Source organism: Pseudomonas sp. B40(2017), assembly GCF_002112855.1.
GTDB classification, from domain to species: domain Bacteria; phylum Pseudomonadota; class Gammaproteobacteria; order Pseudomonadales; family Pseudomonadaceae; genus Aquipseudomonas; species Aquipseudomonas pharyngis.
This window is the reverse complement of sequence record NZ_NEIT01000001.1, coordinates 674948-700323: the sequence shown is the minus strand read 5'-3', so window position 1 is coordinate 700323 and position 25376 is coordinate 674948. Positions and strand designations below refer to the sequence as shown.

At 61.6% G+C, this 25376-nt stretch carries 19 protein-coding genes and 2 riboswitches; of the genes, 9 read left to right on the top strand and 10 right to left on the bottom strand.

Annotation, left to right across the window (positions count from 1 at the left end; genetic code table 11):
• The first annotated feature begins 46 nt into the window (after nucleotides 1-46).
• Entirely contained in the window at nucleotides 47-1048 is a 1002-nt protein-coding gene (locus CAF76_RS03230; protein ID WP_085646798.1) for an acyltransferase, read from the top strand.
• A gap of 91 nt (nucleotides 1049-1139) precedes the next feature.
• On the top strand, nucleotides 1140-1724 hold the full coding sequence (gene nfuA, locus CAF76_RS03225) for a Fe-S biogenesis protein NfuA (RefSeq protein WP_007959519.1): 585 nt from the start codon (nucleotides 1140-1142) through the stop codon (nucleotides 1722-1724).
• Nucleotides 1725-1868: 144 nt separating this feature from the next.
• Here the strand turns inward: nfuA and cobM are convergent, their stop codons facing one another.
• From cobM to CAF76_RS03205, 4 genes are all read right to left on the bottom strand, one after another.
• Entirely contained in the window at nucleotides 1869-2615 is a 747-nt protein-coding gene (gene cobM, locus CAF76_RS03220; RefSeq protein WP_085646797.1) for a precorrin-4 C(11)-methyltransferase, read from the bottom strand.
• A gap of 91 nt (nucleotides 2616-2706) precedes the next feature.
• Entirely contained in the window at nucleotides 2707-3120 is a 414-nt protein-coding gene (locus tag CAF76_RS03215) for a cobalamin biosynthesis protein (RefSeq protein ID WP_039768823.1), read from the bottom strand.
• A complete protein-coding gene (locus CAF76_RS03210; RefSeq protein ID WP_039768821.1) occupies nucleotides 3117-3818 on the bottom strand; it encodes a CbtA family protein in 702 nt (233 codons plus the stop codon). Before CAF76_RS03210 ends, CAF76_RS03215 begins: the two co-directional genes overlap by 4 nt.
• 11 nt (nucleotides 3819-3829) lie before the next feature.
• Entirely contained in the window at nucleotides 3830-4027 is a 198-nt protein-coding gene (locus CAF76_RS03205; protein ID WP_007959524.1) for a CbtB domain-containing protein, read from the bottom strand.
• Nucleotides 4028-4147: 120 nt separating this feature from the next.
• A riboswitch (cobalamin riboswitch) is annotated at nucleotides 4148-4370 on the bottom strand.
• A gap of 927 nt (nucleotides 4371-5297) precedes the next feature.
• Nucleotides 5298-5508, top strand: a riboswitch (cobalamin riboswitch).
• A gap of 98 nt (nucleotides 5509-5606) precedes the next feature.
• On the opposite strand from CAF76_RS03205, the gene cobW reads away from it, so the two are divergent.
• The 6 genes from cobW to CAF76_RS03175 all read left to right on the top strand — a co-directional run bounded on the left by cobW (nucleotide 5607) and on the right by CAF76_RS03175 (nucleotide 15798).
• Nucleotides 5607-6680: a cobalamin biosynthesis protein CobW gene (cobW, locus tag CAF76_RS03200; RefSeq protein ID WP_064597024.1), complete on the top strand. Its 1074-nt coding sequence runs from the start codon at nucleotides 5607-5609 to the stop codon at nucleotides 6678-6680.
• 3 nt (nucleotides 6681-6683) lie between these two features.
• Nucleotides 6684-10532: a cobaltochelatase subunit CobN gene (gene cobN, locus CAF76_RS03195; protein ID WP_085646796.1), complete on the top strand. Its 3849-nt coding sequence runs from the start codon at nucleotides 6684-6686 to the stop codon at nucleotides 10530-10532.
• 8 nt (nucleotides 10533-10540) lie between these two features.
• Nucleotides 10541-11554 (top strand): ATP-binding protein, encoded by a 1014-nt coding sequence (locus CAF76_RS03190; protein ID WP_085646795.1) that lies wholly within the window; start codon nucleotides 10541-10543, stop codon nucleotides 11552-11554.
• Entirely contained in the window at nucleotides 11467-12219 is a 753-nt protein-coding gene (locus tag CAF76_RS03185; RefSeq protein WP_371857881.1) for a VWA domain-containing protein, read from the top strand. Before CAF76_RS03190 ends, CAF76_RS03185 begins: the two co-directional genes overlap by 88 nt.
• Nucleotides 12220-12259: 40 nt before the next feature.
• On the top strand, nucleotides 12260-13906 hold the full coding sequence (locus CAF76_RS03180; protein WP_085646793.1) for a phospholipase D-like domain-containing protein: 1647 nt from the start codon (nucleotides 12260-12262) through the stop codon (nucleotides 13904-13906).
• Between the two features lie 335 nt (nucleotides 13907-14241).
• Entirely contained in the window at nucleotides 14242-15798 is a 1557-nt protein-coding gene (locus tag CAF76_RS03175) for a TerC family protein (RefSeq protein ID WP_085646792.1), read from the top strand.
• 5 nt (nucleotides 15799-15803) lie between these two features.
• Here the strand turns inward: CAF76_RS03175 and CAF76_RS03170 are convergent, their stop codons facing one another.
• The 6 genes from CAF76_RS03170 to CAF76_RS03145 form a co-directional block, all read right to left on the bottom strand.
• Nucleotides 15804-16880: a GGDEF domain-containing protein gene (locus tag CAF76_RS03170; RefSeq protein WP_085646791.1), complete on the bottom strand. Its 1077-nt coding sequence runs from the start codon at nucleotides 16878-16880 to the stop codon at nucleotides 15804-15806.
• Nucleotides 16864-17742, bottom strand: coding sequence for a DUF4434 family protein (locus CAF76_RS03165; RefSeq protein ID WP_085646790.1), 879 nt, complete (start codon nucleotides 17740-17742; stop codon nucleotides 16864-16866). Before CAF76_RS03165 ends, CAF76_RS03170 begins: the two co-directional genes overlap by 17 nt.
• Nucleotides 17742-20900, bottom strand: a complete 3159-nt coding sequence (locus tag CAF76_RS03160; protein ID WP_085646789.1) for a phage receptor — start codon at nucleotides 20898-20900, stop codon at nucleotides 17742-17744. Before CAF76_RS03160 ends, CAF76_RS03165 begins: the two co-directional genes overlap by 1 nt.
• Complete coding sequence (gene nrfB / locus CAF76_RS03155; protein WP_085646788.1) at nucleotides 20897-23071, bottom strand: cyclic di-3',5'-guanylate-activated glycosyltransferase NrfB; 2175 nt, start codon at nucleotides 23069-23071, stop codon at nucleotides 20897-20899. Before nrfB ends, CAF76_RS03160 begins: the two co-directional genes overlap by 4 nt.
• A complete protein-coding gene (wecB, locus tag CAF76_RS03150) occupies nucleotides 23068-24222 on the bottom strand; it encodes a non-hydrolyzing UDP-N-acetylglucosamine 2-epimerase (RefSeq protein ID WP_085646787.1) in 1155 nt (384 codons plus the stop codon). Before wecB ends, nrfB begins: the two co-directional genes overlap by 4 nt.
• Nucleotides 24223-24397: 175 nt before the next feature.
• The gene (locus CAF76_RS03145; RefSeq protein WP_085646786.1) at nucleotides 24398-24829 is read right to left on the bottom strand and encodes a co-chaperone YbbN; all 432 of its coding nucleotides are present in this window, start codon (nucleotides 24827-24829) and stop codon (nucleotides 24398-24400) included.
• Between the two features lie 203 nt (nucleotides 24830-25032).
• Between CAF76_RS03145 and CAF76_RS28700 the strand changes: the two genes are divergently transcribed.
• Nucleotides 25033-25179, top strand: coding sequence for a hypothetical protein (locus tag CAF76_RS28700; protein ID WP_172829487.1), 147 nt, complete (start codon nucleotides 25033-25035; stop codon nucleotides 25177-25179).
• The last annotated feature ends 197 nt before the right edge of the window (nucleotides 25180-25376 follow it).

Here is a 25376-nt window from a genome sequence, read left to right as displayed (position 1 = left end):
GGCGGTTGTCCCAATCCTGTGAAGTACGGGATCGGGAGCGCCATCGATGTTGATTTCAGTGCAGGCCCTGCGAGCGCTCGCCGCGTGGGCGGTGGTCTGCCATCACTTCATGCAGATTTTCTTCGACTTCGAGGCGCGGGGGCCGATCGGGCAGCTGTTCATCGACAAGGGCGCGGTGGGCGTCGATATCTTTTTCGTGATCAGCGGGCTGGTGATTTTCCTGTCCACCGAAGGCAAGGCGCTGCCGCCCGCGCGGTTTCTGCTGTATCGACTTTTCCGGATTGTCCCGGCGTATTGGCTCTACACCGTGCTGATGGCTTTGTTGGTGGTATTCGCCCGGCCGTTGCTGCCGGATCAGACGGTGGACTGGAGTCATTTGCTGCTGTCGTTGCTGTTTATCCCGACCGAAAACCCCGGCGGCTACGGGATCTACCCGACCCTGAATGTCGGCTGGACACTGAATTACGAGATGCTGTTTTACGTGTTGTTCGCCTGGGCGCTGTTGTTTCGGTTGCAGGTGCGCTTGCTGGTGGTCGCGGCGCTGCTGTTTGCGGTGTGCCAGGCCTGGACCGGATTTGGCTGGGTCAGCGAGTTTTATCGCTCGGACATCGTTTATGAGTTCCTGCTCGGGATCAGTATCGGCATGTTCTATCGCCGCGGCTGGATCGGACCGGCGCTCTGGCTGCCGTTGCTGGGGATCGGGGCGGCGTTGCTGGCGATCTATTACTTGCCGCCCGATCCCCGGTTGCTGAATTGGGGCGTGCCCAGTGCGGTGCTGGTCATGGCCAGTTTGGCGCTGGAACGCCATGTCGAGCGCAACAGGCTGCTCAAGCTGCTGGGCGACTGTTCGTACTCGGTGTATCTGATGCATGTGCTGGTGCTGTCGGCTGGCGGTTATCTGGCCCGACGCTATGGGATCAACCCGTATTTGATGTTTGTTGTCTGTGCGCTGGCCATCGTTATCGGTTCTTGGCTGAGCTACGAATGGGTGGAAAAGCGCAGTTATCAGTGGCTTAAAGCACGGATTGACGGCGAACGTGGCGCTTAGCCGATTTGCGAACTATTCCTACGTAAATACTAGGACTTTGTGCCGCGCGCCGATTGGCGTAAACTCCGCCCCAAGCCTGCGAGGAGTTTCCATGACCGCTATTACCATTACCGACGCCGCCCATGATTACCTGGCCGATCTGCTCTCCAAGCAGAACACCCCGGGCATCGGCATCCGCGTTTTCATCACCCAGCCTGGCACCCAGTACGCCGAAACCTGCATTGCCTACTGCAAGCCGGGCGAAGAGAAACCTGAAGATACGGCGCTTGGGCTGAAAAGCTTCACCGCTTACATCGACTCGTTCAGCGAAGCGTTCCTCGATGATGCCGTCGTCGACTACGCCACCGACCGCATGGGCGGCCAGCTGACCATCAAGGCGCCAAACGCCAAAGTCCCGATGGTCAACGCCGACAGCCCGATCAACGAGCGCATCAACTATTACCTGCAAACCGAAATCAACCCGGGGCTGGCCAGCCACGGCGGTCAGGTCAGCCTGATCGATGTGGTTGAAGACGGCATTGCCGTGTTGCAGTTCGGCGGCGGTTGCCAGGGCTGCGGCCAGGCGGATGTGACCCTGAAGGAAGGCATCGAGCGCACTTTGCTCGAGCGCATTCCGGAGCTCAAGGGCGTTCGCGACGTGACCGACCACACGCAGAAAGAAAACGCCTACTACTAAGGTGTTCGCTGCGGCATGAAAAAACGGCGCCCCGTGAGCGCCGTTTTTTTATGCCAGAAATTCAGCGTCCCAAATCGCGAGCAGGCTCGCTCCCACAGGGAAATGCGGTCTATTGTGGGAGCGAGCCTGCTCGCGATGGGGCCGTCATGGGCGGTAAAGATGTGCATGCCCCGCGCGATACAGCGACGACTCGCTAAAGTGATCGCTACCCAACACCCGCCCAACCAGAATCAACGCCGTACGCCGAAACCCCTTGGCGGCAACCTTCGCGGCAATATCCTCCAGCGTCCCGACCGCCCAGTCCTGATCCGGCCACGTCGCCCGGTGAATCACCGCAATCGGGCAATCCGCGCCGTAATGCGGCAGCAGCTCAGCCAGGATTTTCTCCAGATGATTGACCCCCAGATGAATCGCCATGGTCGCTCCGTGCTGCGCCAGACTGCCGAGCTCTTCGCCAACCGGCATTGCGGTCTTGTCCGCATATCGGGTCAAAATCACGCTTTGCGAGATGTCCGGCAGGGTCAGTTCAGCGCCCAACAGCGCGGCGCACGCGGCGGTGGCGGTCACGCCGGGAATGATCTGGAACGGAATATCCAGCTCGCGCAAATAACGAATCTGCTCGCCAATCGCGCCATACAGGCTCGGATCGCCCGAATGCACCCGCGCCACGTCCTGGCCCTTGGCATGGGCGGTCTTGATCAGGTTGATGATCTGTTCCAGGTGCAGTTCGGCGCTGTTGACCACGGTTTCCGCGCAATGACCTTCCAGCACCGCCGTCGGCACCAGCGAACCTGCGTAGATGATCACCGGGCAACTGCGGATCAGCCGCTGGCCTTTGACAGTGATCAATTCCGGGTCGCCGGGGCCGGCGCCGATGAAGTAAACGGTCATCGTTGGATCCTGTAAAAAAGGGGCAGGGCGGTGCTTCACAAGCGCTTCAGATGAAGAATGCTCATGATCGAAAGCATGGATTATCGGGAATTTACGCCGCGCCGGCCAATGCCAGAGTTGCCTGGGCGTATTTTTGCCGGGGTATCAGCAGTTTTGCCGGGCCGCTTATCAACTGTTCGGCGAGTGCCAGCGCAGCACTTTCCGCCACGCCGTAGCAGCCGGTGCGTTCGAAGGCGATCTGTGAATGGTGACTCAGTCGTTGCTGATAACTGGCCAGTTCTTCGCTGCTGAAATACAGCAACGGCAGCGCCAGTTGGGCGGCGAGTTCCTGCAGGCCAGGTTCGTCGCGCTTGAGGTCGATGCTGGCCAGCGCCTTGACCTTCTCCAGATCAATTCGATGTGCCTGTAATGCCTGATCAAGCAAGGCGCGCAGCGTGCTGGCCGGGCAGCCGCGCTGGCAGCCCAGGCCGACCACGAAGGTCGGCGCTGCGCTGTCATCGGTCATGCCTGGTACTGACCTTCGCTTTTGCGGCGGAACAACCACGCGCTGATCAGGCCCAGGGCCAACCAGAACGCGACGTTGGTCAACTGCGAAGCGATTTTGAACTGAGCTTCGAGGGCTTCCGGGGCGAGCATCGAGTGCACTTCCGGTTGCGGCGCGCCGATCACGTGCGGCACGGCAAGGATCGCCACGCCGAGGATCTTCATCAGCCAGTGACGGCTGAACGCAATCAGGGCCAGACCGACAGCGGTGGAAGCGGCGGTGCCGATCCACCACATCTGACGCGAGGCCAGATCCGCGGCGGCGGTGCCCGGCAGCTCAGGTGGCAGGCCTAGGGTCGGTGCAAGCACGAAAGTCGCATAACCGGCCAGGCCCCAGAGCAGGCCTTGCGAGGTTTTGGTCGGCGCACGCAGGGTATACAGGCCCGCGAGCATCAGGGCAAAACCCACGGCAACCACCAGATTGCCACCGGTGGTGGACACCACGCGCTGCCAGCCGTCTTCCGGCTCCCAGGCTTCGGCATCGTGGGTGTGGGCGGCGGTGCCGGCAGCGTGTTCGTGAACTTCGGCAACCGGTTCGGCTTTCTCGAAGGTTTCGGCCTGCAGAATCAGCGGTGATACCCAGAAGCTTTGCAGCAAGGTCAGGAGCAGGGCAGCCAGAAGGCCGGTGAAACCTGCGGTCTGCGCAATACGCTTGATCATGTCGTCAGGTCTCAGTGGCACGGAAACGCAGCGCTGTGGCGGGTATCGTGAGCAGCGTTGTGCACCGCTTCGATGTGCGAGAAACCGGCGAAATACACCAGGCACGCACCGAGGATCGACGCGCAGACGGCGGCGGTCAGGCGTTGGCTCAGGGTGGTGGTGCTGGAGATCTTGTCCGAATTGCTGCCGGTGCTGCTGATGATCGACATGGCGCTTCCCTCTGGAGTGTCAGCGGGTGAATAGAGCGCATGAAAACCCCTGCGGCCGGGCACGCAGAGGTTCGAACAGCGCCCGCCCACCGCGGGTTTGTTATGTTCAGTAACGCAAGATGCGCACTGTGTGTTGCGGGCCGGTCTCCGGGCTCACGAGGGGTTGGCGTCTAGCCGACCTGCAAGCGTCACCTTCCCATGCCTGTGGGCACAGTGGATCTGACGCTTCGCTCGCTTACCGTTGCGGGGGCAGCACCGGACTGACATGGCTTTAGAGTAAAGCACATGATTCACCGGTTTCCCGTTTCACCCTGTGAGGGGCACCCGTAACAAGTTGTGTAGGAGAGCATGGGCGGGGGATTTGAGTCAATTGTGATCGGGATCGGGATCGGGATCGGGATTGGGATTGGGATTGGGATTGGGATTGGGGGCAGATCCGTTGCTGCGGTTATGGCTGCTTAGGGTTCCGCCCTTACGGCGGGTCACTTTTGGCAAACGCCCCAAAAGTAACCAAAAGGTCTCTAACCCTGACGTACGGCCCCTCGCTTAGGCTCGGGGTTCCTTCGCTCCGGGATTGATCCGGGGGCATCGCCTACGGTTTGCTTCGCTGCACCTCCTCTCGATGCATGCGGCTGCGCCGCACGGTCGCTGCGCTCCCACCCCCGGATCAATCCCTCCACTCAGCCTGCCGACGGGCCCTGCGATCAAAAGCGGTACTCGAGCTAACGCTCATCGTGTTGAGTGGTGAGGGGCGGGTGTTCGGCTTTGGTTTTTTGGTGGGTTTACCCCTCACCCCAGCCCTCTCCCCGAGGAGAGGGAGCCGATTTTTGTGCTTTTCAGAACCTGAGTTCGACGCGGTATTGCACGTCGGCACAACTCTTCCAAACACCTCAATCAGTTCCCTCTCCCTCCGGGAGAGGGTTAGGGTGAGGGGCTCTTGATCTGGCTTTTGATCTTTAGCCCCTTCGGCAGGCCGAGCGGAGGTGTCCATCAGGGGGTAGGCGCGTAGCGCCGTGCGGCGAAGCCGCATACATCGAGAGGAGGTGCAGCGAAGCAAACCGTAGGCGATGCCCCCTGATGGACACCGTAGTGAGGGAACACTGAGCCTAGGCGAAGTGCCCTACGCCGGGGCAAAAGCCTTTTGGTTCCTTTTTGGCGTTTGAAAAAGGGACTCGCTGTAAGAGCGAAACCGCCAGCTGCAGCACCCGAAGCAACGGATATGCCCCCAATCTCAAAATCCACCAACCATTGACCCATCCCCACACCCTGCGTAGCCTTGCGCTTTCGAGGTTCTTCGGCCCACGTCGAAGCTAAGAAGGGAACGCGGTCCAAGCCGCGGCTGCCCCCGCAACTGTGAACGGTGCTGTTCGCTGCCACGCCACTGCCAACTCCATCCAGAGCCAGCGGGAAGGCGCAGCGAATACCGGGCCAAGGCCCGAACACCGTCAGCCAGGAGACCTGCCTCGTCACAGATTCTCACTTTCAACCGGGCGGGGTGATCCGGTGGCGAACTCTCCAGGCACGCACTCGCGTTACCGGTCTCGTCCCGTATGCCCGCCACCTTGCCAAAGGGCATCCGATGAAAACACTGGCCAAACTCCCCGTCACCATCGTCACCGGCTTCCTCGGCTCGGGCAAAACCACCTTGCTGCGGCACATGCTCGACAACGCCCAGGGCCGCCGCATCGCGGTGATCGTCAACGAGTTCGGCGAGCTGGGTATCGACGGTGAAATCCTCAAACAATGCACCATCGGCTGCACCGAAGAAGAAGCCACCGGCCGCGTCTACGAACTGGCCAACGGGTGCCTCTGCTGCACGGTGCAGGAAGAATTCTTCCCGGTGATGCGCGAACTGGTCGCGCGTCGCGGCGACCTTGACCACATCCTGATCGAAACCTCGGGCCTGGCCCTGCCAAAACCGCTGGTACAAGCCTTCCAATGGCCGGAAATCCGCAGCGCCTGCACCGTTGACGCGGTGATCACCGTGGTCGACAGCCCGGCCGTGGCCGCTGGCACCTTCGCCGCGTTCCCGGATCAGGTCGACGCCCAGCGCAAACTCGATCCGAACCTGGACCACGAATCGCCGCTGCACGAGCTGTTCGCCGACCAACTGGCCAGCGCCGACCTGGTGATCCTCAACAAGGCCGACCAGACCAGCCCTGAAGACCTCGCGCGCGTCCGTCTGGAAGTCGCCGAAGAACTGCCGCCGGCCGTGAAAATCATCGAAGCCAGCAATGGTCGTCTGCCGCTGGACGTGTTGATCGGCCTCGGCGCCGGTTCCGAAGAACACATCGACAGCCGCCACAGCCATCACGATCACCACCACGGTGAAGGCGATGACGATCACGATGACCACGATCACGACGCATTCGACTCGATTTCCATCGAACTGCCGCAAGCTGACGAAAGCCTGCTGCTCGACGCATTGACGCAACTGGTGGTTCAACACGGCATCCTGCGGGTCAAAGGCTTCGCGGCGATCCCGAACAAGCCGATGCGCCTGCTGATCCAGGGCGTGGGCACGCGTTTCGACAAGCACTTCGACCGTCAGTGGGGCGCCGATGAGGCACGCGTGACGCGTCTGGTGTTGATCGGTCAGGAACTGGATGCCGCTCAACTCGAAGCGCAACTGCGCGCCGCGCTCAGCGTTTAAGCCATGCACCTGCTCAGGACCCAGCCCGGCGGTTTCGTGTCGGACGACAACATTGCCGACCTCGGACAAACCCCCGCCGAGCTGGTGATCCTGTGCAGCGGCGATTCCAGCCTGGCGCTGCTCGCCGAAGCGGCGCAGCAACTGCCCGAGGATTACCCGAGCGTGCGCCTGGCCAACCCGATGCAGGTGCAGAACCATGCGTCGGTCGACCTCTATGTCGATGAGGTGCTGCGCCACGCCAAGGTGATTCTGATCTCGCTGCACGGCGGCATCGCCTATTGGCGTTATGGCGTCGAGCGGCTGGTCGAATTGTCCGAGCGTGGCGTGCAGGTGATTCTGGTGCCGGGCGATGACCGTCCGGACCCGGAGCTCAGCGACTTGAGTACCGTGGGCGCAGAGGATCGCGACCGGCTCTGGCAGTTTCTGCGTCAGGGCGGCATGGGCAATGCGCTGGATTTTTTCCGCTGCCTGGCCAATCGCTGGCTGGCGCGGGATTACGTGTGGGGCGAGCCGCAGACGCTGCCGCGCACGGCGATTTATCACCCGAACAAAAACACCGCCGCACTGAGTGACTGGCAAGCCGATTGGCTGCCCGGTCAACCGGTCGCGGCGGTGTTGTTTTATCGCTCGCATTTGCAAGCGGCCAACACGGCATTTATCGACGTGTTCTGCCAACGGTTGCAGGCGGCCGGACTCAATCCGCTGCCGGTTGCCGTGGCCAGTTTGAAAGAGCCCGGCTGCCTGTCGGTGGTCGAGGACTGGCTGGATGAAGTCGAGGCCTCGGTGATTCTGAACACCACCGGTTTCGCCCAGTCCAGTCCGGAAGCGCCGCATCTGCGGCCGTTCCGTCGCAACATTCCGGTGATCCAGGCGATTTGCGCCCAGGACAACGAGCCTGGCTGGCGCGAGAGCGAGCAGGGCCTCGGCCCCCGGGATCTGGCGATGCACATCGCCTTGCCGGAGCTGGACGGGCGGATCATCAGTCGGCCGATCAGCTTCAAGGATCTGGCGTGGCGCAGCGAGCGCAGTCAGTCCGACGTGGTGTGTTATCGGGCGCAGCCTGAACGCATGGATTTCGTCGCCGAACTGGCGCGCCGCTGGGTCGATCTGGCGCGGGTGCCGAACGCTGAAAAGCGCATCGCGCTGATCCTCGCCAATTACCCGACCCGGGACGGGCGCATCGGCAACGGCGTGGGCCTCGACACGCCGGCCGCTGCGCTGAATATCCTGCGGGCATTGCAGGCCCAAGGTTATCCGCTGCCCGCCGAACTGCCGGACAGCGGCACCGAACTGATCCGGCAACTGCTGGGTGGTGTCAGCAATGATCTCGACACCCTCGATCAGCGCCCATGCCAGCAAAGCCTGGCGATGAATGATTACCTGTCGATGTTCAACGCGCTGCCCGAAGCCAACCGCACGGCGGTGCTGGAGCGCTGGGGCTCGCCGCAAAATGATCCGATGTGCCGGGACGGGCGGATGATGATCGCCGGCCTGCGTTTTGGCCTGACTTTCGTCGGCATTCAGCCGGCGCGGGGTTATCAGGTCGATCCGAGCGCGGTGTATCACGACCCGGATCTGGTGCCCCCGCACGCATACCTCGCGTTCTATTTCTGGCTGCGCCAGACCTACGGCGCCCACGGCGTGATCCACGTCGGCAAGCACGGCAACCTCGAATGGCTGCCCGGCAAAGGTGTGGGCCTGTCGGAGAGCTGCTGGCCGGACGCGCTGCTCGGGCCGCTGCCGAACATCTATCCGTTTATCGTCAACGATCCGGGCGAGGGCGCCCAAGCCAAACGTCGCACTCAGGCGGTGATCATCGACCACCTGATGCCGCCGCTGACTCGCGCCGAAACCTATGGCCCGTTGCGTAATCTCGAATTGCTCGCCGACGAATATTACGAAGCTCAGTTACTCGACCCGCGCCGCGCCCGTGAATTGCAGCGCGACATTCTGCAACTGGTGCGTGACACGCAGATCGATCGCGAGCTGCAACTCGACGAAGCCCTCGACAGCGATGCCGATGCGGCGATCTGGCTGCCGCGTCTGGATACCTATCTGTGTGATCTGAAGGAGTCGCAGATCCGCGATGGTCTGCACATCTTTGGAGAGTCTCCGACCGGACGGCTGCGCATCGACACATTGCTGGCGTTGCTGCGGATTCCGCGTGGCGATGGCAAAGGGGCGCAATCGAGTCTGTTGCGTGCGCTGGCCAAGGCGTTTCAGTTGGGGTTCGATCCGCTGGATTGTGCACTGGCTGATTCCTGGACCGGCCCGCGCCCAATGGAACTGCAATCGCTGAGCGATGAAGTCTGGCGCACGGCGGGGGATACTCGCGAACGTCTGGAGCTGTTCGCCACCCAACTGATCTCCCAGTCACTGCCATCCCCCTGTGGGAGCGAGCCTGCTCGCGATAGCAGTGTGTCATTCAAAACGGAATGGCCTGACCTGACGCCATCGCGAGCAGGCTCGCTCCCACAGGAGCCGCGCTGGGTTGAAGTCGGTGCAATCCTCGACAACCTCCGCGAAGTGATCGCCCCGCGTCTGGACGCCTGCGGCCCGGCGGAAATGCACGGCCTGCTCGACGCCCTCGGCGGTCGTTTCGTCCCCGCCGGCCCGAGCGGCGCACCCAGTCGCGGCCGCCTCGATGTGCTGCCCACCGGGCGCAATTTCTACTCCGTGGACGTGCGTAACCTGCCGACCACCACGGCCTGGCGAATCGGCTTCCAGTCCGCGACCCTGATTCTCGAGCGACACCTGCAGGACCACGGCGATCACCTGCGTCAGCTCGGCCTGTCGGTGTGGGGCACCGCGACCATGCGCACCGGCGGCGATGACATCGCTCAGGCCATGGCGCTGATGGGCGTGCGTCCGGTGTGGGCCACCGGCAGTCAGCGGGTCGATGATTTCGAGATTCTGCCGCTGAACCTGCTCGACCGGCCTCGGGTCGATGTCACGCTGCGGGTCTCAGGATTCTTCCGCGATGCGTTCGCCAACCTGATCCGCCTGTTCGACGCCGCCGTGCAAGCCGTGGCGGAGCTCGACGAGCCGGACGATCTCAATCCGCTGGCCGCGAAAGTGCGTGCCGAGCGTGAGGCGCTGCGGCAATCGGGTCTGGATGAAGAAGCGGCGCGACGTCAGGCCGGCTGGCGGATCTTCGGTGCCAAACCCGGCGCTTATGGCGCGGGCGTGCAGGGCGCAATCGACGGTCATCTGTGGCAAACCCGCGAGGATCTGGCCGAGGTCTACCTGAACTGGGGCGCTTACGCTTACGGTGGTTCTGACGAAGGCACCGCCGCGCGCGCGCAGTTCGTCCAGCGTCTGAGCCAAGTGCAGGCGGTGCTGCAGAACCAGGACAATCGCGAGCATGACCTGCTCGATTCCAACGACTATTACCAGTTCCAGGGCGGCATGCTCGCCGCCGTGGAAAGCCTGCGCGGTGAAGCGGCAGCCAGTTATCACGGCGATCACAGTCAGCCGGACCTGCCGAAAATCCGCACCTTGAAGGAAGAACTGAACCGAGTTATCCGCTCGAGGGCGGCGAATCCGAAATGGATCGACGGGGTCAAGCGCCACGGCTATAAAGGCGCGTTCGAACTGGCGGCGACGGTCGACAACCTGTTTGCCTTCGATGCCACCACGCAACTGATCGACGACCATCAGTACGCCTTGCTGGCCGATGCGTATCTGCTGGACCCGGCGACCCGCGAGTTTGTGCGCGAGCATAATCCCCATGCGCTGCGCGACATGACCGAACGCATGCTCGAAGCGCAGCAGCGCGGGATGTGGCAGGCACCGGGCGCCTACAAAGAGGCGCTGGAAAGCCTGCTGCTGGACATAGAAGAAGAGAGCTGAGACTGAACATGACCGACACCCCGCATTTCCCGCTCTCCGCCGTGGTTGGCGCCGATGATCTGAAACTGGCGCTGTACCTGACGGCCATCGACCCGAAGATCGGCGGCGTGCTGATCGAAGGCCCGCGCGGCATGGCCAAGTCGACACTGGCCCGGGGTCTGGCGGATCTGCTGGCCAGCGGTCAGTTCGTCACCTTGCCGTTGGGCGCCACCGAAGAGCGACTGGTCGGCACGCTGGATCTGGACGTGGCGTTGAGCGACGGTCGTGCGCAGTTTTCTCCCGGCGTTCTGGCGAAGGCTGACGGCGGCGTGTTGTACGTCGATGAAGTGAATCTGCTGCCGGATCATCTGGTGGACTTGCTGCTTGATGTGGCCGCCAGCGGCACCAACCTGATCGAGCGTGACGGGATTTCCCATCGGCATTCGGCGAAGTTCGTTTTGATCGGCACGATGAACCCGGAAGAGGGTGAATTGCGTCCGCAATTGCTGGATCGCTTTGGTTTGAACGTCGCCCTGAGCGGTCACACGGCGCCGGCCGAGCGAGGTCAGATCATTCGTCGTCGACTGGATTTCGACAGCGATCCGCAGGCGTTCTGTGCGCAGTGGGAGGTTGAGCAGCAAGCTCTGCGTCAGCGCTGCGAGAACGCCCGCAAGGTTTTACCGGGCATCCCGCTGGATGACGCGGCGCTGGCCCAGATCACCGAGCGCTGCTTCGCGGCGGGCGTCGACGGTTTGCGCGCCGATCTGGTCTGGCTGCGTGCCGCGAGGGCGCATGCGGCGTGGCGCGGTGCGGACGCCATCGCCGAGCAGGATATCGATGCGGTGGCTGAGTTCGCATTGCGTCATCGTCGTCGCGAACAGTCCTCCTCCAGTGCGCAGCCACCGGCGCAATCACCGTCCGGCTCCCAGACTGATCCAAGCGAAGGGCAGGGGCAGTGGGGAGAAATGCCGGCGCCGGCACTGGCTACCGGCGCACGCCGCGAAGTCCCTACCTGGCCGCCACACCTACAAAAAAAGCCTTAGGCATTCGCCCCCGATCCGACGCGGGGGCGAATGCCAGACCCCGCGCCGGACGCCTCGATAACGGCCGCCAGGGCAAGCGTCATGCCGCTCGCAGTGGCTCGGTGAACTGGCCCGGTACCTTGCTCAATGGCCGCCCGAAAACCCGGGCGGATCTGCTGTTTCAACTGCGCACCCGCACGCCCCATGAACTGTGGCTGGTGATCGTCGATGCCTCGGCCTCGACCCGTCGCCATCAAGCCTTGAGCGATGCCAAGGGCGTGCTCGCGCAACTGTTCGACAACGCTTATCGGCAGCGCGCACGCCTTGCGTTGCTGACCGCAAGCGGCGCCGTGCCGAAATGGCAGGTGCAAGGGCTGAAGGCTTCCAGCGGGTTGCGTGCGTGGCTCGATGGATTGGGTGCGGGAGGCGGCACGCCTCTGTTGGCAGCGCTGACGGAAGCCGGGCATTGGCTGACGGTGCGGCGCAAGCGTTTCCCCGCTGAACAGCAACGGTTGCTGGTGATCACCGATGGCCGTTTGAAAGACTGGCCGCAACTGCCGGCGCTCGCGTGTCCGGGCCTGTTGATCGATATCGAGCGCGGGCCGATCCGCCTGAAGCGCGCAAGGCAATTGGCGACAGCGCTGGACGCGGATTACCGGCATATCGACGAGTTATTGTCGGTCTGAGGACTATGCTGCAGTGAGGCCAAATCACAAGGAGTGAATCATGCGCGTACTGGTCGCCAATCCGCAGGACGATTTTCGCGTCAAGGCCTACGCCGGCACCAACGGTGTGCTGCTCGCCATGGACCTCGCCGAACCCCGGCGCAAAGGCCTGCTGGGGTTTGCCATCGAGAAACAGCAGGGCGACAAACCGTGGTTGTTCCTGTTCAACAGCCTGACCTTTCCGGGCAGGGCCCATACCTTCCCGCAGTTCCACGCCACGCCAAGCGACAAGGCGCCGTTGCAGAAATTTCGCTGGGCCGATTACGCGGTCAATCCGGGGATGACGATTCACTATCGCGTGCACCTGGCCTATGGCTCGCCGGACGCGCCGCAACTCGGCGAAGCGCTGGAGCTGACGATCCGTTCTGATGACGGTCATCCTGCCAGTCAGGGCGTGATCTTCAACCGTGCCGTGGCAGCGAGCCAGGCGTTTCAGCGCAAATTCCCCGATCTCGACGCACAGATCAGCGCCAACAAAAACCTGCCCCTCGAAGCCTGGCCCGATGCCGCGCGTCAGTGGCTGGAGAACGGTCTGCTCGGGCGCCTGCAAGGCTTTATCGAACGAGCGGTGGACGCTCAGTGGGCGCTGGACATCGCGATCTACGAATACCAGTTGCAAGCCATTATCGACACGGTGAACGCGGCGTTCGATCGAGGTGTTCAGGTGCGCGTGCTGTATCACGCCCGGCCCGACGACGAAGACACCACGATCAATGAAGCGAGTCTTGCGAAACTGCCGGCGACCAGCAAACGCGGGCGGGTCACCCACAATATTTTCCATAACAAGTTCATCGTCCTCAGCCGCCTCGACGGAGGCGGTGAACGTCAGCCACAAGCCGTACTGTGCGGCAGCACCAACTTCACCGCCAACGGCGTGTACCGCCAGGCCAACGTGGTGCATGTGCTGGACGATTCGGCGGTCGGCACGAGTTACCTGAAAACCTTCGAGCAGATCTGGGCCGAGCCGGCGGACGTCGGCGCCACCCGCGACTGGATTACCCAACACAACCCGATGAATCCGGCGCAGCCCCTGTTCGCCGGGTTCTCCCCGCGTACCGGCGGCGCGGATCTGCGGGAGTTCGTCGATATCATCGAGGGGGCGAAGAAAGACCTGCTGTTCGTCACCGCATTCGCCTTGCCCGACGCGATTCTCAACGCATTGCTCGGCCAGCCGCACGACGACATCCTGCGTTACGGCCTGCAAAACACGGTCAGCCGCATCACCGGCTTCCACGCCGACCGAACCGCCGAATTCGCCGCCACCGCGTTGCTTAATACCGGGCTGGAAGGCTGGTTACGGGAAAACATGAAAGGCCAGAAAGGCAACCTGCTGGTGCACACCAAAGCGGTGGTCACCGACTTCACCAGCGACAGCCCGACCCTCATCAGCGGCAGTCACAACCTCAGTACCTCGGCCAGCAACGGAAATGACGAGAACTATCTGATCATTCGCGGCGACACCGATCTGGCGGATCGCTATGGCCTGGAACTGCTACGGTTCTACGAGCATTACCGTTTTCGCTACTTCGCGAAAAAACTGGCATTGAAGCAGGTGCAGCCGTTGGCGGCGGATGACAGCTGGACCAACGACTACTACGTCGAGGACGATCTGCGCCAGTTGTCTCGCCTGCGGTTTTCCGGGCGTTAGCCCTTACATATCCGTTGGCTGCCGATGCTGACAAGAGCGGCGATAGTCAGGCGGCGTACAGATTTTGAAATGATTTCCAGCTGTAGGAAAAGTCATCAGAGCCTGTACGCTTCAAGGCCTTTTTTCATTCAGGATTTGCATGAACACCCTCTCGGAGCCTCCCAGTTCTTCTAAAAAAACAACGTTCCCTTCGCGCCATTGCGCGGTCTTGACGCACTCGCAGCATCCGGTCTTCCGACTCCCGACTATCGTTGATGGCGCCGCCTTCGAGCTTTCGCGCCGCGCTTTGCCGTGTCCGGCAGCCTGAATTCACTGAAGAGAGACAGAGACAGATTATGGAATGGTTAGCGGATCCCACGGCATGGCTGGGCTTGTTGACACTGATCGTGCTGGAACTGGTACTGGGTATCGACAACCTGGTGTTCATCGCGATCCTGGCGGACAAACTGCCGCCGCATCAACGCGACCGCGCACGCATCATCGGCTTGAGCCTGGCGCTGATCATGCGTCTCGGCCTGCTGGCGAGTATTTCCTGGCTGGTTACCCTCACGCAGCCTTTGTTCGAGGTGTTCGGCAAGAGCTTCTCCGGCCGTGACCTGATCATGCTGTTCGGTGGTGTGTTCCTGTTGTTCAAGGCGACCATGGAATTGCACGAACGGCTGGAAGGCCATATCGGCGAGCGTTCGACCAACGCCGCTTATGCGCTGTTCTGGCCGATCGTGGCGCAGATCGTCGTGCTCGACGCGGTGTTCTCCCTGGACGCGGTGATTACTGCCGTGGGCATGGTCGATGAACTGGCGGTGATGATGATCGCGGTGGTCGTGTCCATTGGTGTGATGATCGTTGCCAGCAAGCCGCTGACCCGCTTCGTAAACGCCCACCCGACGGTGATCATGCTGTGTCTGGGCTTCCTGATGATGATCGGTTTTGCCCTGACTGCCGAAGGCCTGGGTTTCCACATCCCGAAAGGTTATCTGTACGCGGCCATTGGTTTCTCGATCCTGATCGAGATCTTCAACCAGATCGCCCGCGCTCGTCGCAAGCGCTCGATGCAGGGCTTGCGCCCGATGCGCGAGCGCACGGCCCATGCGGTGATGCGTCTGTTGGGTGGTCGCAAACTGGCGGCGGAGGAAGTCGGCGAGGAGATTTCCGACTTGCTGGATAACGGTGAGGCGCCGAGCGCAGAGCTGTTCGACCGTCGCGAGCGGGTGATGATCAGTGGTGTGCTGCAACTGGCCGAACGACCGATTCGCGCTCTGATGACGGTTCGCGCCGATGTCGATCACATTGATCTGGCGGACGACGCCGAGGCTATTCGCACGCGACTGATGCATTCGTCCTACTCGCGCTTGCCGCTGATTCGTAACGGCGCAGTGGATGAGCCGCTGGGCTTCGTGCACAAGAAGGAATTGCTCAAGGAATATCTGGCCGGCAACGAGCCGAACCTTGAACACCTGGCGCGCAAGACCGTCAACCTGCTGGACAGCTATTCGATCCTCAACGCACTGGAACAAATGCGTGCAGCCTCGACCCACATTGCCTTTGTGGTGAACGAGTTCGGTGACTTTGTGGGTGTGTTGACCATGACCGACATTCTCGAATCGATTGCCGGTGAACTGCCCGATGCCAGTGAAATCGCCGGCCCCGACGTGGTCGAGGAGCAGGGCGGGTTTATCGTCAACGGTGCGCTGAACCTGACCCGCATCCGCGAGCACACCGGTTTTCGCGCCGAGCCGACCGAGGACTACCAGACCTTGGCCGGACTGGTGATGAGCCTGCTGGATCGCCTGCCGATGAAGGGCGATCGACTGGAGCATGAAGGCTGGGGCATGACCGTGATGGCGGTCGAAGAACGTCGTGTGACGCGAGTGTTGCTGGTGCGTGAGGCCTGATGGCCTCACTGATGAAAAGTGTACCGGTCCTTGCCGGTATGCTTTGACTCGTACAACGCTTCGTCAGCCTTGATCAGGGCCTGGTTCAGGGTGTCGCCATCTTCGACCCGGGCCAGACCGATGCTGATGGTCACCGGGTGCCGGGTCGGTTGCTCACGCACCACCCGGCACAATTTCCCGGCCAGCGCCTCGACATCCTCGCGGCGCACACCGGCCAGATAGATCGCAAACTCCTCGCCACCCAGTCGCGCGTACTCAAACGGTGCCATCACCGCTTTTATGTCCGCCGCGATGCGCTTGAGCACCTCATCGCCGATGTCGTGGCCGTACACATCATTCACTTTCTTGAAGTTGTCGATGTCGACCATCGCCAGGTAATGGTCATGCTCGCGCGGTACCGCTTGCAGGGTTTTTCCGGCGCGGGTCATGAATGAACGACGGTTGGGGATTTCAGTGAGGGTGTCGTTGTAGGCTTGATCCAACAGCAGTTTGGACATGATGTAGTTGTAGAGCTTGGCCTCGCGTAGCTTCAGAAACGTATAGATCGTCAACGCACAGAGAAAAACGCTGTAGGCGATGGTCATCACGCCTTTGAGTTCCAGCAGGTCGATGCCGGTGTTCATGAACGGATTGAGCACCAGCCAGGTGATGACCTGGGCACCGAAGAACGACCAGCGGCTGAGCGGCAGTACCGAGGCGCTGTACAACGTAGTGGCTGCGGCGAGCACCAGCCAGATGCCATGAAAGGTCGGCGGCAGGCCGTCGATCACCATTCGGATGCCGAGTGTGATGATCACCACGAATGTCAGGTTCAGCCAGTCGAAGTGTCGGGCCTTGCGGGTGAACATCAACACCACAGCAAGAATCGCAAAGGCTGCGATGAACACCATCGAACGCCAGGTGAATCCCTGATTGCCGATGAAGCTGACGATCAGGTCGAAGGCCAGCCAGATGCCCATGCTCGCCAGGTAGATCAACAGGCAGAACGAATGCAGCCGCTCGAATTCATGCTGGATGAACTCGCTCCACAGTTCGGCGGGCGCGGTCTTCTTCAGGACTTCGTCTTCAATGGTTTTGTACATTGCTGCCCGGATGCTTGCGTTGGTTGTCGAGGATAACCGAGCCCCACGGTCGATAGCGCAGGGAAAACACCGCGTTCTGATGGCAGCCGGTCGAGGTCGCCTCCGGGCTGGCCGGTTCGGCACGGAATGGCTCGCCCTCGCGGCTGACCTGCCGGAAGGCTTCGCGCACGATCCCCACGGAGCAGGGCAGTGCACTGGCGTAACCGTTGCGCACCAGCGGTGACAAACGCCCGGTGCCCGCGCCGTCCTGCCACCAGACCTGCGCACCGGCCGCCGTCAGTTCCCCCAGCCATTGAGCGTTGACCGCCGGGGCCAGTTTGCCGGCACTGAAGGCGCTGACATGCAACGGTGCATCTAGCTTTGCAGCGAAGTCCTTCAACTGACGCGCAAGCGTGGCCCGTCGATCTGCCGGCAGAAAGTGCTGGTCATCCAGTTCCAGCGGCAGATACCACCCGCTGACTTGCAGCTTCCAGTCCTGCCGCAGCTTCTTCTGCTGGGCCAGCGATTGCCCCAGTTGCGCCTGCCAGTAGGTGCCGAGGCCGGCGCTGTCCAGTTCATCGATGCGCTTGTAGTAGGCCGGGTCCATCGCCAGGCCGAGCACCAGTTGCAGACCTTGTCGTTGAGCGAGTTTCAGGCTGTTGGCGAGCCAGCCATTGGCGCCACCGAAGTCCGAGTCGCCATAGGCCGTCCACTGCACGATCACGGTTCGCGTGCCTTGCTTCGCGGTGTCTTGCCAGACTTTCTGCCACTGCGCCTGGGTCAGACCGGCATCGACATTCAGCGGCTGATAGAACAGCCGCTCATCGGCCTTCGCGACGGTGGCGCTCATCAGCAGGCACAAACACAACATCCATCGAGCCATCAGAAATTCCACTCCACGCCCAGCAGCACACCGTTGCCGCCTTCATACAGATTGCCGCCCAGCGACTGTTGATATTCGGTGCGAACCGTCAGTTTCGAACGGTAAGCGTTGTAGCGATCCTCGTCGTACCACCATTGCCAGCGCAGACCGACACCGGTGCGCAGGTCCTGGCGCCAGTCGTTGCTCGGGTCCTGGCTGGCAAATTCGAGGAAGCCGTAAGGCATGATCGTCTGGGCTCCGCTGAACGGCAGTTTCCATGCATGACCTTGCTGGAACCGCGACAGCCACTGGTGATCGCCGGCCTTGGTCCACCACGCGGCGTCGAGGTACAGGAAACGCTCGTCCCAGTCGTTTTCGTCGACACGCCAGTCGTTGCGGTACTTGCCCTGATCGAGGAATGAGGCGGTGGCGCGCAGCAGGTAATCAGTGGTGGTGTGGCCGTCCTTGCGGTGATCGTTGACCTGATCGAACAGCTTTTCCGGCACCAGCATCTGGCCGAGGCTCAGGCTGTGACTGTCGTCATCGTCGAACTGGCTCTGCTTGTAGATCTCGCCGTAGAAGTTGATGTTCTGTGTGCCCCACGGTTTGTAGCGCAGGCCGACACCGGCGGCGAGGGACTCGGCGTAACTGGAGCGACCTTGTCCGCCCAGCAAGACGCGACCGTACACCGACAGCGTGCTGCCGGCGCGGCTTGGTTCTTCGCCGAGGGCGTGGTCCCACATCGCCAATTGCACATTCTGCGAATCCGAGCGACGGCGTGAACCTTTGCTGTCGTCCGGGCGCACGAAGTCGTTGGTGGAGATCCCGGCCGGCGACCAGGTGCTGGCAATCGTCCGGCTGTCGCGACGGGACAAGGTTTCATGGGCACGGCGTTGGCGATAACGGCGGGCCTCCATGCTGCCGTCTTCGTCATCGGCCGCCACCGGGTCCTGCTCCAGATCGATCACCCGACGCAGTTCCTTGCGCGCGGAGGCGCTGTCTTCCACTTCGTCGTAGCGCCAGGCCAGGGTTTCGCCGAGGCGGTAATCCTCGGGGAAATCGCGGGTGGCCTGTTGCAGATACGGAATCGCCGTGGCGCGTTCTTCGCGGGTTTCGGCACCGGCCAGACGCATGCCGTAGTCGGCGCGATAACGCGGGTTGTTCGGCTCGCGGCGTACCGCTTCGGCCAGCCACGCGGTGCTTTGTGGCAAGTCCCCGGCCTTTTGCGCGGTGACCGATGCGGCGTAGAAGTGGCCGGCATCCGGTGCCTGTTGCAGAGCCTGACGCTGACGTTGCAGCGCCTGGGCGTGATCACCCCGTGCATCGGCGATGGCTGCGCCGAGGGCCCACTCATTGGCGCCGCGAGCGGTGCTCTGCTGCCAGTAGTTTTCGGCGGTCTGGCTGTCGCCGACATTCAGCGCGCTGCGACTGGCTGTCAGACGCGCATTGTCGCTGAGTTCGGCGGTCGGGATGCTGCGCCAGATCGTCAGTGCACCGGCAGAGTCACCGGCCGCTTCCGAGGCATAGGCCAGCGGCAGGCGACTGCCACGATCACCGAGCTTTTCAGCCTGCTGGTAATAGACGACGGCCTCACCCGGGCGATCAGGCATGGCGCAGCGACCGAGCGCGCGGTAATCGCCAGCCGCTTGCGGATGGCTGCCGATGGCTTGCTGCACGGCGTCGCACTGGCCGGTCTCCGCGAGTTGCGCGAGCAGTTGGCCGCGGGTGGCGCCGTCCACCCGGTTGAGCAGCAGCGCCATACGCCGCTGTTGTTCAGATGTCGTGGATGGCGCTGCGGCATACAAACCGGCAAGACGCTGCAACGCCGTCGCCGGCAGACGCCCGCCATGACGATCGAACGCGGATTCCAGCAACTGTTGGGCATGCGCGCGATCACCCGCATTCACTGCCAGATAGGTGGCCTGATTCAGCGAGGACAGATTGTCGGTTTGCCGGTAATGCAGTTCCCAAAGGGTTTGCGCTTCGATCATTCGCCCCATGCGCTGTGTCAGTTCGGCTCGGCGCTTGACGATATCGGGCGTCTGTTGCTGACCGGCCAGCCACGCGTTGACCTCGGCGCTGCGACCTTGCTCCTGCCAGATGTCGAGCACCTGCGTTTGCCGACGGCTGTCCCAAGGCTCCGGCAGACGGGTGCTTTGCAACAAATCCGAGGCTTGCAGGCGCTGGGTGAGTACCAGCCAGGTTTGTGGGTCGTCCGTTGGCGTGCAATTGCGCAGTTGCTTGAGCGCCGCTTCCGGATCCTGCCGCGACAGCCATTCGGCGGTTTCCAGGCAAGGACGTTGCAGATCGTTGCTCAGACGCTGCACGGTGGGCACATCTTCGGTCTTGCGCGCCAGTTCCCACAGCCGCTGACGTTGCGCCGGATCGGCGAGGTCGCTGGCCGGCAGCGACTGCATCCAGCGTTGGGCCTGTTGCTCGTGACCCATGGCGATGGCGCGGTCGACCATTGCCAGGCGAATGTTGCGCGCGGCCTCGGGACTCGGCGCCTGTTGCAGCAGTTGCTGCAGCGGCTTTTCATCGAGGCGTTGCACGTAGGCATTGGCCAGACGTTGCCAGCCTTCGGCGTCCAGTTGTTTGCGTGCGGCCAGCGGTGCCAGTTGGTCGATGGTGCCGCTCCAGTCGCGCAGTTGCTCCGACCAGTTGGCGCGGGCCAGACGCAGGATATTGTCATCGCCCTTGGGCGCCAGTTGCGCCAGCCAGTCGTGGGCCTTGGCCGCGCCGCCGAACTTGGCCAGGCTCAGGCTGTAGGCCTGCCAAAGACGCACACGGTCATTCAGGTTGCTGGTGGCCATCCAGCTTTCCACTTGTGTGCTGGTCGGAGGATCCTGTTCGATCCAGGTCAGGCGCAGGTCGAGCAGCGCTTCGCTGTTGTCCGGCAAGGCTTGCAGCGCTTCCTTGTAACGACGCTGCTTGGCCAGGGACTCCACCAACAGTGCCCGGGCCTCGTCGTTTTTCGGGACCTTTTCCAGCAAGTGGCGCATCAGGCGTTCGACTTCTTTCCAGTTGCCCTTTTTCGCCTCGCGATAGCTGCGGTCCATGTAGGGATAGCTGCGGAACTGTTCAAAGTCGCTCAGCGGTGCCGCTTGCAGCGGATACGCGGTGCTCAGGCCCAGCAGCAGGCTGCCCATCAGCAAGGTTTGACGATGCACAGGCTTCATGCGACCTCCCGGACAATGCGGTAGGCAGCTTGCTGTTCGCTGGTCTGATCAGCCAGCGCCTGTTCCAGTACTTCCTGGGTAATCATGCCCCGAGAAATCAGGTGTTCACCGAGTGACATCTTCTCGGCATCGAAGTCGATCAGCGCCTGATTGAACAGGGTGGGCGGCACCATGCCGCGCACCTGCAACAGATTGCCGAGCAGCACTTGATGGCGACTGACCCGTTCCAGCAGGGCCTCATCGTCCTGATGGCGCTCAAGCACTTCGAGCATATGACGCACTTCCTCATTCTGGCGGGGGCTGGCGTACCAGTAGCGAATCCCCAATGTGACGCGGCCCTGTGGTGCGAGACGGCTGCGCACCGGGCGTTTCAATTGACGGCTGATGGCGCCCAGCGAGACCTGGCTGACCGGGCCTTCGGAGGCCAGAATCAGGGTGTCGCCTTCTTCGGCCACCGGCAAAATGCCGTAGTGGGAAGCGACCCGGCGCGGTACGGCATCGATCAGGCGTTTGTCGAGCTTGAACGGATTGAGTGGCGCCCATTCCAGATCAAGCTGTTCGGCCAGGGTTTGCACGAGTTGGGTGCTGTTGATGTATTCACGCAAAAGCAGTTCGCGCCCGAGGCGCCGGCGTACCGGGCTGGTGATCGCCGCTTCCAGTTGCTCTTCGGTAAGCAGGCCTTTTTCCACCAGCCGATGGCCAAGTGGAGTGCGCTGGGCCTTGGTCAGCGCCGGGAATTCGTGAGTGGTTTTGTCCCAGGCCACGCGTCGAGAATCGCCCATTTCCATCACCTGACGCAGGGCGCGCAGGTTGGCGAAGAAATTGACGAAGTTGCTCCACATCATGCGCGGCGCTGACAGCAGACCTTCAACCAATCCGTAGTAACGAGTGACAAACCAGCCGCGCTGGAACAGGCGGTTGAGTAGCATCAGGCCGTTGAGCCACAGCAGCACCGAGAGCAGCGAACTGTCGGCGAGAATCGATGGATAACGCCACGAGTCCGGGGAAATGATCGTGACCGCCCACATCGCCAGCAGTACCAGGAACAGCAGGTTCACCAAAAAGCTCAGCAGGTAGGCGATCAGCCCGCGACGGTCGCGCCACAGGAAGTAGTTGAGCAGACCCTTGCGGCTCCAGCCGAGGTTCTTGGTGCCCTGGAACACGATGCCGACAATCCACCGCGATTTCTGCCGGATCGCATGTTGAAGGTCGCGGGGAAAGTGCTCGCGCACGCAGATCACCTGGGAGAACTCGCGGTTCATCCCGAACACCCAGGGTTGCTCCAGCGCCAGTTTCGGATCGCTGACCGAATAACGGGCGAAGATGCATTTCATGCCTTTCTGCTTGAGGCGGAAACCGATGTCGTAGTCTTCGGTGAGACTTTGCACATCGAAGGCAATGCCATCGCCGTCTTCCAGCAGGGCGCTGATGGCCTTGCGGCTGAAGCAGGTGCCGACGCCGGCGCTGGGCACTTGACCGGTGAGGGCTTCGCGAACAATGACGTCTTTGCCGTGGTTTTCCGCGAACTCATCGACGTAGTGCCCGGCGGTGAAGCCTTTCCACTCCGGCGCGTAGGGGTAGACCGGAATCTGGATCAGATCCTTGTTGGGCAACAGGAAGTTGTAGAGGCGCAATTCCATCGGCGAAATCACGTCTTCGGCGTCGTGCAGGATGAACCCGGCGAACTGGATTTTCGCCTCGCTCTCGAAGCGCAGGATTGCGTCGATGATGTTGTTCAGACAGTCGGCCTTGCTGGTCGGGCCGGGGCGGGCGCACACCACTTTGTGCACGTTGGGGTAGTGCTGGCAGACCGCATCGACATCGGCCTGGGTTTCGGCATCGTTGGGATAGGTGCCGACGAAAATCTGATAGTTCTCGTAGTCGATGGTCGAGGCCGCCAGGCGCGCCATTTCACCGACCACGCCGACTTCGTTCCACGCTGGCACCATGATTGCCAGCGGCTTCTCGGGAATCGAATACAGGCGCTCCTCGTCGGCGCGCTTGAATTTTTCGTAGATCCGCCAGCGCCGGATGAACTTGCGGCTCCAGTACACGAGGTCGATGAACAGGTCATCGAGCCCGAGGATGAACATCAGCAAGGCGAGGGCGATCGCCACATATTTGAGACCGAACAGCACATACGCGAAGAAATCGACCCAACCCAGACTCATACCCCTTTACCCACCGCCGAGTGTGCGCTCAGCCAGGCGTGGAGGCGGGTGGCGATCAGTTCGCTGGCGTGACCGTCGCCATACGGGAAGTGAACGCGGCTCATGCGGGTGTAGGTGTCCGGGTCGTCCAGCAGTAGCCGGGCTTCCTTGATGATGCGCGCCTTGTCGGTGCCCACCAGCAACATCGTGCCGCTCTCGAGCACGGAAGGCCGTTCAGTGACGTCGCGCAGTACCAGCAGCGGTTTGCCGATTGCCGGGGCTTCCTCCTGGACGCCGCCGGAGTCGGTCAGGATGAAGTGCGCGCGGCCCATCAGCCAGACGAAGTTCGGATAGTCCTGCGGTGGCACCAGATAGATGTTCGGTTTGTCGGCCAGCATGCCGTACACCACCTCCTGCACCAGCGGATTGAGGTGCACCGGATAGACAAATTGCACGTCCGGGTATTGCCCGGCCAGTTCGGCCAGGGCCTGGCAGATATTGCGGAAACCGTCGCCGAGATTTTCCCGTCGATGGCTGGTCACCAGAATCATCCGGCGCTGGTCATCAATTGCCGCCAGAGGCGAATCGGCGGGCGGATGCCAATCGATGTCCTGCTGGTGCTTGCGCATCCACAGCAAGGCATCGATCACGGTGTTGCCGGTGATTTCAATGTTGTCTTCGGGTACGCCTTCGCGCAGCAGATTGGCAGCGGATTTGGAGGTCGGCGGGAAATGCAGGTCGGTAATCACGCCAGTCAGACGGCGGTTTGCCTCCTCGGGCCAGGGCGCGCGAAGGTTGCCGGTACGCAAACCGGCTTCGACGTGACCGATGGGCAACTGGCGATTGAAGGCGGCGAGGGCGGCGATGAAGCTGGTGGTGGTGTCGCCGTGGACCAGCACGATGTCCGGTTTGACCCGCTCGTAGGCCTGATCGAGCTGGGCGAGCAGATGTTGCGACAGACCGTTCAGGGTCTGGCCCTGGGTCATGACTTGCAGGTCTTCGTCGACCGTCAGTTCGAATGCGTCCAGCACCTGAGTGAGCATCTCGCGATGCTGGCCGGTAGAGCAGATGTTGAGTGTGATGTCGGGCCACTGACGCAGAATCCGGGCCAGCGGAGCCATTTTGATGGCCTCCGGGCGAGTGCCGAAAACCATCATGACTTTAAAGGACATTGACCCCTCCTGGGACGTAGCAAGGCTGCGACCCGAGGGCCGGCAGCACTCTTCTCTTTCTGAGAAATAAAGAAAAGCAGCCGGATTGGAGCTTGTCCAATCCGGTCTCGAGGCTAGCTGTTACAGATCAATAGCAGCGAAGGTGCAACTGCCTGATGGCGCTTGGATGGCACTTTCAGGAAAGGTTCCACCGTTTTGCGCGGTGGACGGTGCAGAGGGTGCGGAGGGTGTGACGCAGCCAGTTCAGGTCATGGGCCGATTTGCGCGGCGCAGCGGGGTGTCGGGTTTTGCCGAGGAATTGGGTGAAGTCGTGCAGGAGGGATTCTTCCGAACCGATGCCTTTCAGTTTTTTGACCAGAACGCCTTCCTTGTAGAACAACACGGTCGGTGTGCCCGTGACATCCGGATGTCGACACGACTGTGCGGTATCGAGCATGAAGATATCCATCCAGGGCCGGAAAGGTTTGGCGATCTTGAGAAAAACCGGGCTGGAAAACACGCAGGCAGCGCAATGCTCATTGAAGAAATACAGGACGACAAGACGCCTGGCTTTCAAGACTTTCCGGTACGTCGGGGGCAACGCTGAATATCGAGTCGGTGTCGTCATTGGAGCCTCCTGGTCAATGAGTCTGGAAGGCCTTTGAAGTTAAAGCAGGGCAAAACGGCGGTCTACTGTCAGAAATTACAGGTAGGTCCTGCAAAGGATGATTTCGTCCTACTTTGATGCAAGAGCATTCCCTCAGAAGACTCAGATCCGCGGAGGCCAGGCAGCTGGTATCGTTTTTCAGACATTTATCAAAGGAGCTCCTGATGGGCAGCGATGCAGGTTTGAAGGCAGTTTCCGTAGTACGAATCGATGAGGCACTTATGAATCGCCTTGAGGATCTGGAGCTGATAGCTCTCTGCAAGGAGCGGGAAAATGATCCGACCATAAAAGTTTCGATAGACGACCTTTGAGCTTGGTTCTCGGAGATAAACGCTGCTCCTGAATCGATCACCCGTGCACCGACTGGGAACCTGTTACCCGCATTGTTGTAGCCAACGGTAGCGCACGCTCCGCTCTCTCGCTGTTTCTCTATTTTTCCGTTTTACGTATCTCTTTGATTCCTGTGAATTTTCAAACGGGTGCAGATTCCCCGCGAATCCTGTGGCAC

Bases quoted from the DNA above. Each gene is read 5' to 3' on its own strand.
- CAF76_RS03160 (WP_085646789.1), bottom strand. From the start codon at position 20,900: ATGAAGCCTGTGCATCGTCAAACCTTGCTGATGGGCAGCCTGCTGCTG.
- CAF76_RS03180 (WP_085646793.1), top strand. From the start codon at position 12,260: ATGCGCGTACTGGTCGCCAATCCGCAGGACGATTTTCGCGTCAAGGCC.
- cobW (WP_064597024.1), top strand. From the start codon at position 5,607: ATGAAAACACTGGCCAAACTCCCCGTCACCATCGTCACCGGCTTCCTC.
- wecB (WP_085646787.1), bottom strand. From the start codon at position 24,222: ATGTCCTTTAAAGTCATGATGGTTTTCGGCACTCGCCCGGAGGCCATC.
- cobN (WP_085646796.1), top strand. From the start codon at position 6,684: ATGCACCTGCTCAGGACCCAGCCCGGCGGTTTCGTGTCGGACGACAAC.
- CAF76_RS03175 (WP_085646792.1), top strand. From the start codon at position 14,242: ATGGAATGGTTAGCGGATCCCACGGCATGGCTGGGCTTGTTGACACTG.
- CAF76_RS03210 (WP_039768821.1), bottom strand. From the start codon at position 3,818: ATGATCAAGCGTATTGCGCAGACCGCAGGTTTCACCGGCCTTCTGGCT.
- CAF76_RS03205 (WP_007959524.1), bottom strand. From the start codon at position 4,027: ATGTCGATCATCAGCAGCACCGGCAGCAATTCGGACAAGATCTCCAGC.
- nrfB (WP_085646788.1), bottom strand. From the start codon at position 23,071: ATGAGTCTGGGTTGGGTCGATTTCTTCGCGTATGTGCTGTTCGGTCTC.
- CAF76_RS03165 (WP_085646790.1), bottom strand. From the start codon at position 17,742: ATGGCTCGATGGATGTTGTGTTTGTGCCTGCTGATGAGCGCCACCGTC.
- CAF76_RS03230 (WP_085646798.1), top strand. From the start codon at position 47: ATGTTGATTTCAGTGCAGGCCCTGCGAGCGCTCGCCGCGTGGGCGGTG.
- CAF76_RS28700 (WP_172829487.1), top strand. From the start codon at position 25,033: ATGGGCAGCGATGCAGGTTTGAAGGCAGTTTCCGTAGTACGAATCGAT.
- cobM (WP_085646797.1), bottom strand. From the start codon at position 2,615: ATGACCGTTTACTTCATCGGCGCCGGCCCCGGCGACCCGGAATTGATC.
- CAF76_RS03215 (WP_039768823.1), bottom strand. From the start codon at position 3,120: ATGACCGATGACAGCGCAGCGCCGACCTTCGTGGTCGGCCTGGGCTGC.
- CAF76_RS03190 (WP_085646795.1), top strand. From the start codon at position 10,541: ATGACCGACACCCCGCATTTCCCGCTCTCCGCCGTGGTTGGCGCCGAT.
- CAF76_RS03145 (WP_085646786.1), bottom strand. From the start codon at position 24,829: ATGACGACACCGACTCGATATTCAGCGTTGCCCCCGACGTACCGGAAA.
- nfuA (WP_007959519.1), top strand. From the start codon at position 1,140: ATGACCGCTATTACCATTACCGACGCCGCCCATGATTACCTGGCCGAT.
- CAF76_RS03170 (WP_085646791.1), bottom strand. From the start codon at position 16,880: ATGTACAAAACCATTGAAGACGAAGTCCTGAAGAAGACCGCGCCCGCC.